General features: G+C 40.1%; 13 protein-coding genes and 2 pseudogenes. 10 read left to right on the forward strand and 5 right to left on the reverse strand.

Annotated elements, in window-relative coordinates:
* Positions 1 to 599: 599 nt before the first annotated feature.
* The 7 genes from AABK37_RS36260 (at position 600) to AABK37_RS36290 (ending at position 6,766) form a co-directional block, all read left to right on the forward strand.
* Positions 600 to 2,204 (forward strand): FAD-dependent oxidoreductase, encoded by a 1,605-nt coding sequence (locus AABK37_RS36260; protein WP_432556294.1) that lies wholly within the window; start codon positions 600 to 602, stop codon positions 2,202 to 2,204.
* Between the two features lie 84 nt (positions 2,205 to 2,288).
* Positions 2,289 to 2,618, forward strand: a complete 330-nt coding sequence (locus AABK37_RS36265) for a 4Fe-4S binding protein (protein WP_432556295.1) — start codon at positions 2,289 to 2,291, stop codon at positions 2,616 to 2,618.
* Positions 2,619 to 2,864: 246 nt separating this feature from the next.
* Positions 2,865 to 3,812, forward strand: a complete 948-nt coding sequence (locus AABK37_RS36270) for a D-2-hydroxyacid dehydrogenase (RefSeq protein WP_432556296.1) — start codon at positions 2,865 to 2,867, stop codon at positions 3,810 to 3,812.
* A 359-nt stretch (positions 3,813 to 4,171) separates the two neighbouring features.
* Positions 4,172 to 4,399: a hypothetical protein gene (locus AABK37_RS36275; protein WP_432556297.1), complete on the forward strand. Its 228-nt coding sequence runs from the start codon at positions 4,172 to 4,174 to the stop codon at positions 4,397 to 4,399.
* Positions 4,396 to 5,175, forward strand: a complete 780-nt coding sequence (locus AABK37_RS36280) for a class I SAM-dependent methyltransferase (RefSeq protein ID WP_432556298.1) — start codon at positions 4,396 to 4,398, stop codon at positions 5,173 to 5,175. Before AABK37_RS36275 ends, AABK37_RS36280 begins: the two co-directional genes overlap by 4 nt.
* A 2-nt stretch (positions 5,176 to 5,177) precedes the next feature.
* Complete coding sequence (locus tag AABK37_RS36285; protein WP_432556299.1) at positions 5,178 to 5,963, forward strand: sulfite exporter TauE/SafE family protein; 786 nt, start codon at positions 5,178 to 5,180, stop codon at positions 5,961 to 5,963.
* 155 nt (positions 5,964 to 6,118) lie between these two features.
* A complete protein-coding gene (locus AABK37_RS36290) occupies positions 6,119 to 6,766 on the forward strand; it encodes a hypothetical protein (RefSeq protein ID WP_432556300.1) in 648 nt (215 codons plus the stop codon).
* A gap of 189 nt (positions 6,767 to 6,955) precedes the next feature.
* On the opposite strand, the gene AABK37_RS36295 is transcribed toward AABK37_RS36290, so the two are convergent.
* The 3 genes from AABK37_RS36295 to AABK37_RS36305 form a co-directional block, all read right to left on the reverse strand.
* Positions 6,956 to 8,059, reverse strand: a complete 1,104-nt coding sequence (locus AABK37_RS36295) for a glutathione S-transferase N-terminal domain-containing protein (RefSeq protein ID WP_432556301.1) — start codon at positions 8,057 to 8,059, stop codon at positions 6,956 to 6,958.
* Between the two features lie 23 nt (positions 8,060 to 8,082).
* Positions 8,083 to 9,210, reverse strand: a complete 1,128-nt coding sequence (locus AABK37_RS36300) for an aryl-sulfate sulfotransferase (protein ID WP_432556302.1) — start codon at positions 9,208 to 9,210, stop codon at positions 8,083 to 8,085.
* A 290-nt stretch (positions 9,211 to 9,500) separates the two neighbouring features.
* Positions 9,501 to 10,025 carry a DUF2808 domain-containing protein gene (locus AABK37_RS36305; protein ID WP_432556303.1) on the reverse strand — a complete coding sequence of 175 codons (525 nt, stop codon included), beginning with the start codon at positions 10,023 to 10,025 and terminating at the stop codon, positions 9,501 to 9,503.
* A 548-nt stretch (positions 10,026 to 10,573) separates the two neighbouring features.
* On the opposite strand from AABK37_RS36305, the gene AABK37_RS36310 reads away from it, so the two are divergent.
* Positions 10,574 to 10,726, forward strand: coding sequence for a hypothetical protein (locus AABK37_RS36310; protein ID WP_432556304.1), 153 nt, complete (start codon positions 10,574 to 10,576; stop codon positions 10,724 to 10,726).
* Positions 10,727 to 10,848: 122 nt separating this feature from the next.
* On the opposite strand, the pseudogene AABK37_RS36315 reads toward AABK37_RS36310, so the two are convergent.
* Positions 10,849 to 11,043: pseudogene (locus AABK37_RS36315) on the reverse strand (transposase); the annotation flags it as partial.
* Here AABK37_RS36315 and AABK37_RS36320 point away from each other — a divergent pair.
* Both AABK37_RS36320 and AABK37_RS36325 read left to right on the forward strand, forming a co-directional pair.
* Positions 11,038 to 11,700, forward strand: a complete 663-nt coding sequence (locus AABK37_RS36320) for an HNH endonuclease (RefSeq protein ID WP_432556305.1) — start codon at positions 11,038 to 11,040, stop codon at positions 11,698 to 11,700. The pseudogene AABK37_RS36315 and the gene AABK37_RS36320 sit on opposite strands and share 6 nt — an antisense overlap.
* Before the next feature lie 80 nt (positions 11,701 to 11,780).
* Positions 11,781 to 12,052: pseudogene (locus AABK37_RS36325) on the forward strand (IS4 family transposase); the annotation flags it as partial.
* Positions 12,053 to 12,198: 146 nt separating this feature from the next.
* Here the strand turns inward: AABK37_RS36325 and AABK37_RS36330 are convergent.
* Positions 12,199 to 12,426 (reverse strand): HNH endonuclease, encoded by a 228-nt coding sequence (locus tag AABK37_RS36330; RefSeq protein WP_432556306.1) that lies wholly within the window; start codon positions 12,424 to 12,426, stop codon positions 12,199 to 12,201.
* Positions 12,427 to 12,721: the final 295 nt, after the last annotated feature.

Consider the following 12,721-nt stretch of genomic DNA (forward strand, 5'->3'; position numbering starts at 1 on the left):
CAACGCCAAGGGCGAACGCCAACGCGAACGCGTTTTGTTTGTTGGTCGCTATCCATCCCCACCGTGCAGACGGATGGGGAATTCCGCGACATTTAAGTTAAAAAAATTTGATAATACTAATGTACCACCTGTCGTCAGTAATCTTTAGTAATTGAAAAAATCAATCTGCTCTAGAGCAAAGCTTAAATCCTTAAGAGCTAGGACAATAAATCTCTGAGCATAAATGCTTAAAATGTCAGGTTGAGCAAAGGGAATGAATACCCAAAAAGCAAGCTTTTTATTTTTAACGGGTCGCTTGGACGCTTGGACGCTTGGACTCTGCATCCAAGCGTCCCCAATTCCTAGTCCCCAGTTCAATTTTAATTTTTATAAACACTAACCTTGATTTTCTGAAGAAGTTATGCAAGTCTTAAGATATAAAGTACTGTAAATCGACCAATAAACCGTAGTTAATGGTATTGTAGATGCTAATAAAATAAAAATATCCATTGAGAAGCTGTTATTATTGCCATAATTACAGTTAGTAATTGGTTTATTAATGACGTTATAAGCCAGGTTTTTTGTAGTACGTAAGCTTAAATATTAAAGCGAGGAATTCAATGAAGCAGGATTCATCTACTATTGATGTCGATACCAATTTACAGACAGATATTCTAGTTATTGGCGGTGGTCCGGCTGGAACTTGGGCTGCTTGGAGTGCTGCGTCTGCTGGTGCCAGAGTTGTGTTAGTTGATAAAGGCTACTGCGGTACTAGTGGATGTGCAGCAGCATCGGGTAATGGTGTGTGGTATGTACCGCCGGATTCTGAAGCCAGGGAAGCTGCAATGGTCAGTCGAGAAGCTTTGGGAGGATTTCTCTCCAACCGGGACTGGATGCAGCAAGTATTGAATCAGACTTATACCAACGTCAACCTATTAGGAGAGTGGGGTTATCCCTTTCCTGTGGATGAAGAGGGAAAACCCTATCGCCGCAGTCTACAGGGACCTGAATATATGCGCCTAATGCGGAAGCAAATCAAACGGGCTGGGGTAACAATTTTAGACCATAGCCCAGCTTTGCAACTATTGGTAGACGCAGAAGGTGCAGTTGCAGGCGCAACGGGGGTTAACCGTCAGAAAAGTGAAAAATGGGTTGTGCGTGCAGGTGCAGTAATCATTGCGACTGGTGGTTGTGCTTTTTTGAGCAAAGCACTTGGTTGCAATGTGTTGACAGGGGATGGATACCTCATGGCAGCAGAAGCGGGTGTTGAGATGTCGGGAATGGAATTTTCCAACGCCTACGGCATCTCTCCCGCCTTTTCTTCCGTTACTAAAACTTTGTTTTATAATTGGGCAACTTTTACTTATGAAGATGGTACACCCATACCTGGGGCAGGTTCGCAAAAAGGACGTTCGGTGATTGCTCAAACTTTGTTGACACAACCAGTCTACGCCATCTTGGATCAAGCGACTGAAGATATGCGATCGCACATGCGTCAAGCACAGCCTAATTTCTTCTTACCTCTCGATCGCGCAGGTATCGATCCATTTACTCAACGCTTCCCCGTTACCTTGCGTTTAGAAGGAACAGTGCGCGGTACGGGTGGAATTCGCATTGCCGATCGTAATTGCGCTACTTCAGTGCAGGGACTTTATGCTGCTGGTGATGCTGCTACGCGACAATTAATTTGTGGTGGATTCACTGGTGGTGGTAGTCACAATGCAGCTTGGGCAATATCTTCTGGATACTTTTCCGGTAAATCTGCGGCTGAATATGCCCAAAAGCTGGGTAAGTGGGGAACACAGCGTTCTGTGCAAGCAGTCGGTGAAGCTGGTTTAACGAATGGTGGTAAACAGCAAATCAACGCCGAAGAAGTAATCAAAGCTACACAAGCTGAAGTCTTCCCCTACGATCGCAATTATTTCCGCAATGAGAAAGGTTTGACAGAATCATTACAGAGATTAAATAATCTTTGGCAAGAGATTCGTACCAGTCAAGTAGATACTCATAACATTGTCCGGGTGCGGGAAGCAGCCGCAATGGTGGCTACATCTCGATGGATGTACAGCAGTGCCTTGGAACGCAAAGAAACTCGCGGTATGCACAAACATTTAGACTATCCAGAGATGGATGCAAATCAGCAACACTATTTAATTAGTGGTGGTTTGGATCGAGTCTGGGTGAAAGCGGAGAAAATTAAGAAATTAGAGGCTGTGGCTGTCTAATTGTGGATATAAAGCATGTGTAGTAAGGACTTTAGTCCTTGAATTGAGCGATCGCATCTTCCTAATCTAAAATCCAAAATTGACATGATTGAGTTAGTGAGTGAGTCGCGGTGCATTGAATGTAATCTTTGCGTTCAGGTCTGCCCGACAAACGTCTTTGACAAAGTGCCAAATGCACCTCCTACTATTGCCAGACAAAGTGACTGTCAAACCTGTTTCATGTGCGAATTGTATTGCCCTGTGGATGCTTTGTATGTAGCACCCGAAGTTGAAGCTCTGGAGTCAGTGGACGAAAATTCACTTAAAGAAGCTGGACTTTTGGGCAGTTATCGCAGTAACATCGGTTGGGGACGCGATCGCACCAATACAGCAAAACAAGATTCAACTCATCAAATACTCAAGCAGTTGAAGTAAAGTTATCACTTCTATTCTATTTTCCTTGTGTTCCTTAAAGTTCTGAGCGGAATCTTCCACCCGCTCAGATTTCTCTCTATAAGGTTTCTTTCGCATCAGTCATGAGACTGGTGCATCTATCTTTTGTTAGATTTTCCATCTTAAATGATTGGATTGTGCCACAACAGTAAAAGTGAACTTTAATTATGGAAAGGGGACAAGGGATTTTTATAATTTATTGTGTGATTAAATTACTCTTTGTATTTTATGAAAATTATTCTACCTGTAGAACTTGCTGATAATATTGAACCATTGTTACCCTCAGATATTACATTTGTACGTGTAGATAGTGAGGGTAATTTTGATGGCGATCCGAGTGAAGCAGAAGTTTACCTCAACGGGTTCAAGTTAAAAAATACTACCCTGCACAAAGTTTTAGCAGCAGCACCGACAATTCGTTGGCAACATACACCTAGTGCCGGTGTAAATCATATCCTCACACCTACATTTTTGTCACACGATATAATTCTTACCAATGGCTCAGGAGTTCATGCTATTCCCATCGCAGAATTTGTACTGAACTTCATGCTTTATCATGCCAAAAATGTTCGTAAATTAGAAGATTTGCAGGCTAATCACCACTGGTTAAAGAGCTTAGAATTGCAAGAATTATACAATAAAACTTTACTGATTATTGGAACAGGAAATATTGGTCAAGAAATTGCTCTCCGTGCCAAAGCCTTCGGAATGCAAATTTGGGGTAGTCGCCGAAATCCTGAACCATTACCAAATTTTGACAAAATAGTTGGTGCGAATGAATGGAAAGCACTTCTACCAGAGGCAGACTATGTAGTAATTGCCACACCTTTAACACCAGAAACAAAAGGCTTGATTAATGCAGAGACATTACGGTTAATGCGGAAGAGTGCCTATCTGATTAATATTGCTCGTGGTGCAATTGTAGATGAAAATGCCTTGCTGAATGCTCTGCGTCAGGGGTGGATTGCAGGTGCAGGATTAGACACATTTGAGACGGAACCACTACCAACAGAAAGTCCCTTTTGGTCTTTGCCTAATGCATTTATAACACCTCATTGTTCAGCACTAACACCACAACTTCGCAGCCGGATTGTGAAGTTATTCCTCGACAATTTGACAAGTTATCAAAGGGGAGAAAAGCTACGCAATATTGTGGACAAAAATGTAGGCTATTAATGCAATAAGTTAGACACGGTGTTTGCGGAACCGCTAGCACCGGAAAGTTTATGAAAGGACGTTACCGAATGTTTTTATTACACCGCACTGTTCCAGTCATTCTCCCAAAGTTAAAGAGCGTTCACGAAGTGTGCCGTAGGTATCGCTTGCACTTTGACTCGATAATTTAACACGTGATCGCCACGCCAAAAATATGCAAAGTGTCGTGGATAAAAATGCTGATTACTAATTTGTATCACTTTCATGATTCAAGAGCAAAATTTTATAAAAGCAGCAAATTAACGGCTTTTTAGTTACAAGTTTTTGCATCAGTTTCATCACTTATGTTTGTAGTCAAACTGCTAACAACAAAGTAAATTATGTTTAATCGGCTAGTCGAAAGAGAATTATTAGATGGAGAACCCTGGTTAGTTGGACAGCAATCCCAATTACCACTTCATCTTCAATTATTAGTTGAGCAAGAACAGGGAAGACAAAATATATGGGAATTACCAGACAAAGAATCTCGTCAAAATGCTCAAAATCAAAAGTTTCAGGGAGGATTTTTGAGAAAAATATTCGATTTTTTTAACATTTATGTAAAATGACTATCTACAATTCCATTGGTAAAGTCTACTCTAATTCGCGTCTTCCCGATCTGAGGATTGTAAATTCTCTAATTGATTTACTCAACCTACCAAAGAAAAGTATTATTGCTGATATTGGTGCTGGTACAGGAGGTTATAGTCGAGCGATCGCTCAACTGGGATATTCAGTTTACGCTGTCGAACCTTCATCGGTCATGCGTTCTCAATCTGTCGAACATGCACAGGTAAAATATTTTGCTGGTTATGCAGAAGATATTCCTTTAGCAAATGCATCTGTCGATGGAGTGATTTGTGTTTTAGCAATGCATCATTTTTCTAACTTACACAAGGCAGTTAGAGAAATGCATAGAATTACCAAAAAAGGAGCATTAGTTTTTCTGACATTTGACCCTCGACTTTGTGAAAAGCTTTGGTTAGCTGACTATTTATGTGTATATCGTGACTATGATTTTCGGGTTTTTCCACCGATAAATGATGTTGTTGAACTAATTCAAAGTCATACTCAAAGAAGCGTTGAAATTTATCCTTTTAAACTTCCTCATGATTTAACAGATATGTTTGCTGCATCTGGATGGAGAAGACCAGAAATATATTTAAATCCAGAAGTTCGTGCGAATATATCAGCTTTGGCTTTAGCTGATGCAGATGAAGTTGAGGAGGGAGTTATCAGACTTAAAGAAGATTTGTCAACTGGAAAATGGAATGCGAAATATGGAGAAATCAGAAACTTATCAGAAATTGATGTTGGTTATCGCTTTTTGTGTGCGAGGAGATAAATTTGACGTTTACCCAAGCTTGTTTTCTCTTCATCGCTGCCATGCTGGGTGGGGCATTGACTTCTATTGCTAGTGGTGGCGCTTTTATTTCGTTTCCCGCACTAATTTTTATTGGCTTACCTTCCATCAATGCCAATGCTACAGGTATGACAGCAGCATGGTTAGGATGCGCTGTGAGTGTTGCTGCTTACCGTCATGAGTTGAGCGGGCAGCAGCGTATATCTCTTGTACTAGGCAGTATCAGCCTCGTGGGTGGAATGATTGGGGCTTTGTTACTGCTTTACACTCCGACAAGCATTTTTGATCGTCTCATTCCTTACCTTCTACTTTTTTCTACACTTCTATTTACTTTCGGCGGCAAAATTTCAACTTTGTTACATCATTTGGGATCTAGGCGATCGCTACTCATAGCATCATTCATGCAATTTTTTATTGCCGTTTATGGGGGATATTACGGTGCGGGTGTCGCTATGTTGATGTTAGCAACGATGGAGGTATTGGGAATGAAAGATATTCACAAGATGAATGCTTTGAAGATGTTGTTGATGAGTTTAAACTCTGGCTTTGCTGCTATCACCTATATTATTGCTGGAGTCGTCGCATGGCAGCCAGCATTTTTGATGATGTTAGGGACAGTAGTTGGCGGTTATGGTGGAGCATATTATGCCCGTAAACTTCAGCCCGATTTGGTGAAGCGTTTTGTCATCATAGTAGGTTTTGCGATGACCTGCTATTTCTTTATCCGTGAATACACATTGACTGGATTTATCCAGCCATTTATGAGATGATTTATCTATAATTTACTATTAATCTATCGGTTTATCGTAGATTAATGTTGATGTTGAATAAAAGATAGCTGCTGCTAAAATTCACAGCCATCAAGAATACAGAGGGGAGCGCGTCAGTCTAAAGCTCAAATCTAAAATCAACAATCTAAAATCTTATGTCTCACGCTAATATTCTTGAACCCTTAGAAGCAGACCAATGGTTTGTGGATAGTCTTGATTTGCGAGAATTTGTTGCCACTGCTAAAGAGATACGCTCACGCACTATAGACAATCCTGCCCTAACCCTCAGTGAACTTGAGCCTTACTTCAAAGCACTACTAACAAAACAAGATTGGCTACCGGAAAATTTTGCTCAACCCAACCCTAACAGTGGTTTGGGGGGAGGTATTGGACAATGGTTACTATACCGCGCTCAAGACCGTTCTCTCACCATATTTAGTTTAGTAATTCCCCCAGGTTCTACAACTCCCGTCCACGATCATCTTGCTTGGGGACTAATTGGTTTGTATAAAGGTCAACTTGAAGAGACTCGTTATCGCCGTGTCGATAACGGCTATACGCAAGAAAATGCAGTATTAGAATTAGTTGAAGTCCAGCAACAAAAACGCGGTGATGTCTACCACCTCTTGCCTCCTGATGGCGATATCCATGCTGTCAAAGCGATAACAATATTTGCGCCATCAGTATCGATTCATGTTATGGGTAATGATATTGGTAGTATTTTCCGAAATCAGTATAATCCACAACAGAAAACTGTGCGATCTTTTCGCTCAGGGTATTCCAATATCCTTGACAAAAAATGAGGAGTTTGTGGTTAGCGCGAAGAGCGCTTAAATGAGGACGCGCATTCCTCACTACAAACTCTAAAGGTAAACTATAGCGGTTTGCAGTCGAGTCCAATACAGACCTAACCCCCAGCCCCTTCCCTATTCCGGGAAGGGGAGTAAGACTCAAAGCCTCTCTCCTCATAGGAGAGAGGAATGGAAGCGAGGTTAAAAATGTATTGCATCCAACCCAGAAGCGCTATAATCTTCTTGGAGAAATTGTTTTAGGTAGGGTTGGTCTAAATTTAAACCAAGCTCTTGCGCTTTGAGTTTGATTTGCTCTGGTGTTAGTTTTTGTTGGCTAGCTGTAGCAATTAAAGCGATCGCTGTTGCTCTTGCACCAGCTGCACAGTGAATTAACACTGGTTTTGGTAAATTTTCTATTTCCCAGATTGCTTTTTCAATTAATTCTTGCTTCGATTCTGAAGGATTTAGAGGGACGTTCGCATAATTTAGTCCTGCGGATAAAGCTTGCTGCTCTTCGTCGTTTAAAAAACCTTGTTCCTGGGGGGAACGCAGATTTAAAACTGATTTAAATCCTTGCTGTGCAGCTTGTTGCAATTGTTGAGGAGTGACTTGTCCGGCAGAACTTAATTCTTCACTCACTTTCTTCGTAAAAGGTGTAGCAAATCTAGCATAACGCTCTAGATAAAATTGTTTTGAGTTAGCAATTTCCTTCACAGACTCTCGTTGACTCACTGCATTCCACCATTGTTGTATTCTAGAAAATTCAGCAGATAATTTAAAACCTCGATAATGCTCAATTACAGACCAACGCTCAAACCAAGGATAGAACGTCAAGTCAACTAAGCTAATAGCTTCCCCAAACCAATAGGAACCATTAAGCGATAATTTTCCTAAACCTTCGTTTTCGATAAATTGCAAATGTTGATAAAGTTCTTGTGCGGCTTCTTTTTGCTTTTGGTCTTCTTGAGAACGTAGTAAATTAGAGAAAGCCGGGACAAATCGAGTATTGGCAAAATCGATCCAAATTCGTGCTTGCGCTCTACTGATAGCATCTTTTGGCAACAAGGAAGGTTCAGCAAAGACTTCATCCAGATATTCATTAATAATTGCCGATTCCCATACTCGCTCATTGCCATGTTTAATAACTGGCACTTTGCTGTAAGGTGAAATCTCTGTGAAATTAGCTGGCTTATTCTGCAAATCAATTTCAACTAAGTCAAAATCAATACCTTTTTCTAAAAGTACTAAACGCGACCTATGGGCAAAGGGACAAACAACCGCACTGTAGATTGTAATTTCTGACATTGTAGTATCTCTTAAATTCAAAATTAACTAAGCCAAGGCACTTCTTCCGGTGCATAACGAAAAGCCCGAAAGACTGAATTTTGTTCTCCACGCGCTACTAATGCCGATTCACCAGGAGCATTTTGAGGAGCAAAATAAGGATTAATATACTCCCAAACAACTTCCCCTGTTGTTGTTACTTCAAAAATCCGACCAAAACCACCTTCGGTAATCAAAGTATTTCCATTAGGTAAGCGTTGCGCTCCCGAAATGTAAGAACTAAAAAAGTTGTGCGCTGGGTTATCAGTGTATTCCCAAACTATTTTTTTTGTTTCTCTATTCACTTCAATGATGCGGGAGAAATTCAAAGCTATTTGCTGCCGATGAGTGCCATTATCAAAAATTAGCAAATTACCGTTAGGCAATTCATTAGGAAAATGCTGTTGAGCAAGAACGTCATCTCCTAGTTCCCAGATAATTTTTCCTGTCTTTCTATCAACAATTACTACAGTAGAGATATTACGAAAACTCAATACAATATTACCATCAGCAAGCTCTCCGACTGTGTTACCATGTGTCCATTCATGACGTTGGTCTTGCGCGGTAATCGCATATTTATCGGGGTCAAGATGTTCCGAAGCGTGCCAACTCCAAACTATCTCACCTTCGGTCGTTACTTCATGAATAACATCAGCGTAAATATCACCATCTACTTCTGTCCCAGATACACCACCTTTGATTTGGGAAACTAAAGATTTCGGTATCTTTTCTAAACATAGTAAAATTGTGTTGCCATTACGCAGACGACGACCATCATGATGGTGGTCTGGATGATGATATTCCCAGACAATTTTACCTTGTGGATCTACTTCTAAAACTACGCCACCTTTAAACAAAGACCATACAGGAAAACGCGGCGGAATTTCTGCTGTTTTGCCGTTATAAAAGAGGTTGCCATTGGGTAAAAGATAGCCATATAAACCTGGAGGGTATGGTAGTTGCCATTCATGTACTACTTTTCCATCTAAGTTAATTAAGTAGACTTCTCCTTTACCAGTTAGTGGTGTAAAGAGTGTGTATCCAGAGAAAGCTTTTTCAGGATTATATGCTTTTAAGCCAGTACCCCGACGACGAATCGTATTTTGTTCAACAAAGGTAGTTGCTAATGTCATAATTATGCTTGATTTCTAAGTCTTCAATTGAAGTTACATCAATGCTTGCAGAACACGGAAAGCAGACAAAATTAGCTTGATTTATTGGATTTACTAATTTAAACTACGGTAAATCGATAGACAAACCGTAATTTTTTTTGATTATGACATACATATCTACAGATAGCAAGCCAAAGAGCGATCGCTTCTTTTCGCTAAAATAGCCTGCAAATATAAAAAAAGTACACCGAGTAATGGTGTACTATTAAACAATCACAAGATTTATTGATGCTGGTTGTCAGGTCAATCCTTTAATAGTTTGGGTAGAATTGTAAGCGAGCTACACCGAGAGATTGACTTTCTGTTGCCATTGCCGGAGCAGCTTTGAGATGAAATAAATAGACACCTTCGTAAGTAGGATTACGGAAAGGCTTGAGAGCGATTGTTACCGTTTTTCCTGATGGTATTGGCTGTGCGAACACAAGTGTGACTGTATTGTTTTGACTTGCGTTGCTTGTGAGCGAAAATGGCAGATTTTCACCTCGGCTAGAGCTTGTCCCCAGAAAAACACGACTTTGTTTTGCGTCAAATTCGATGTCTTCACCACCTTGTATCTGCGTCAGCGTCACTTGTTGTAGGGGTTTTGTCCCCGCAGGCAATGCTACAGTAAAATAATATGTTGCTTCTTTTACACTCGTTTGATTATACGTAGTGGTAGCAACAAGAGGTGCAAAGACATTAGTCTTGGTGCTTGCATAAGTTTCGGTTAGAGGCAGCAGACATATTCCGAAGCTCAAAGCAAACACAGCTTTATATAAGCTAGAAATGTTTTTCATGACGTTTGCGGGATGGATAGTTTGATTAGGCTTGACTTGGGCAAATCAATTAAAAAAGTATCAGAGATGCTTTAGTCGATTTACGACCAAAGGCAGATGCTGCTTTTTATGATATGCCACACAAAAGCAGATGATGAAACGTAGTCAAAACAGTAGGTTTGACGGTTTATCATCTGAGTGAAGAATTAATCTTCCAAGCCTAATTCATCTGAACATGGCAACTATATTGTGGCTTAATTGTTGATAATTTAACAACTAAAATACGTTGATTTTTTCAGAATTTTCTCCCAAAAAAACACCACGAATCCTATGATTTTTTAGGTGTTTGTATTTAGTAAAATCTAACTAAATTAAAATGTATAGGATTTTTCAGTAAATTTAAAAATGATTACACCAATTGAGTTGTTGCAAAATGTTATTACTAATTTTGGAATATTCATGAACTTAGTTTTATAAGTTTATACAAATTAAATAACTTGAAAATTATCAGTAAAAACATAATTATTTCGCCAAACTAATAACCTTAATAATGGCGAACAAGTCAATTTATGGATTCCAAACAGAAACCCCCACATCAAGAAACAATTCCCGAACTCGTGGCACGTCTGGTTATTGCTTTTGAGAAAAAGCAGGCAGCTAAAAAAACAGCCGCGATTAGGAGGAATATTTGCTTAAGTCTGATGCCGATACTTGATATTTGATACCCTCATACCATCTACCTTAATTTCTCGGACGCACTCCGAGAGTAACCGTTTTTTATCGGTGTATGAGTCAATCGAATCCCAAAACTCATTCAAAGCAAATGCTTTAAGCTAATCAGCATTTAAGCTGCAACATAGCCGAAATTACCTTTGTTTTTGATTTTCCGATACCACTTAATCACTAACTCGCCCTGATTTAACAACCTATCTAGTAGTGTTTTCAATTCATCTACTGATTTAAACAGACGGTGGGCAATATACTCTTTACATGAATGCCAGACTAATTCGATGATGTTGTAATCAGGGCTTTCATGTGGACTACCTACTATTCAAACTCAGATGCCCAAACAACAGGAGAATTATCTAAACAAGATTATCTCACCTACCTAAAACTTCGGAGATGGGCAAAATATTGTTGCGGAAATACTAAGTCTGGACACGATAAATACTGGATTTATCTGGACAATAAGAGGTGGGTATTCGCTACTAAATCAGAAAATTCTAACTTTCTGCAATTACTAGAACATAAGCAATTTAGCTGTAGCAGCCTTGATTATGTGAAGGTAAAAGGCGATGCTAGCCCATATGATGGGAATCTGGTTTATTGGAGTACAAGGCTGAGAAGACACCCTGAATTAAGTAGTCGAAAGGCTAAATTACTTCAGCAACAAAAAGGAATATGTCCCTGGTGTGAATTGCGCTTTCAAGAAGAAGATGTATTAGAAGTAGACCATATCAACCCTACAGCCAATGGCGGAAAGGATGAGTGGAAAAACCTTCAACTATTACATCGACATTGCCATGATGAAAAAACCCATATTGACCTAATAAAAATTAGGGAAAAAGAACACTCAAATAGACTCAATAAACTAGCCCAATTTTGGTCACAAACCGAATGGGAGTGGAAAGACGATATTCCTAATTACATTGGTCATAAAGGTGGAAGTTCTGTAGTTACAAAGGAAACACATTGAGTAGCCGTGTGAAGGGAAATCTTTCATGCACGGTTTCGGATGGGAGGGGTGATGCAGTAATGCACACCTCGACCCTAACTGTCATTGGAATGGCATCGAAAGAAGGATGGTTTACCCTGACAAATTTGGATAATCTCAAGTCAGCGATGCCTTCGGCAACCGTTGATCGGGAACGCCAGCTACAAAAAAAGATTTAAGATTGAAGAAATGTTTCGAGATTTTCAGGGTGGTGGCTATAATATGGAGGATACTAATGTTACTGGTGAGCGTTTAGTTTCTCTAATTTTATAGAAGCGCGATCGCATATAGTTTAGCTACCTTTCAAGGAAAAAAAATCAATCAGAAAGGTGTGTAGAAATATATTGGTAGAATTAAAGAATATGGGCGGGTCAAGAGAAGACTTGATTAAACTCAGCAAGGCTGTCACCAGCCCTGCTGGTCTTCAAAACGGAACGTGAAAGTTTCCCTTCATTCCGCTCCTCAATGACTTGGTGTTTGTCACACACACCTCATACAGCTATCTAGGGCTGTTTTTTCATCATGGCAATGTCGGTGAAGTAGTTGAAAATTCTTGTATTCATCCTTACGACCTTGAGAGCGGGGGATAATATGGTCGATTTCCAATACGTCACCTTCTTTGAAATAGAGTCTACAGTATGGGCATTTACCTTTTTGTTTTTTGAGAAGTGTCGAGATTCTCTTGTTTGTTTCAGGGTGTTGACCCATCCTAGAACTCCAGTAAACCCAATCTCCATCAAGTGGGCTGCGATTTCCTTGCACTTTTACGTGTCTCTCAATAAGAGTTTCCTTGTGCCGAGAAATCTTTTTAATTGTGTCTTTGCCGCTGGCTGCAAATCTCCACCCGCCTCCTTTATCGATTAACCAATATTTATTGGATATCCAATGTTGGTTTTTGAGAGGGCTTTCATAAAGTTATCCACGCCCAATCGCAGGCAGAGGCGCCCGTCAACAATTTAAGCCGCGATCCGCTCTAACCATTTGGCGCTCCAATACCCAAGAT

This window comes from Tolypothrix sp. VBCCA 56010 (assembly GCF_050875635.1).
Classification (GTDB): Bacteria; Cyanobacteriota; Cyanobacteriia; order Cyanobacteriales; family Nostocaceae; genus Hassallia.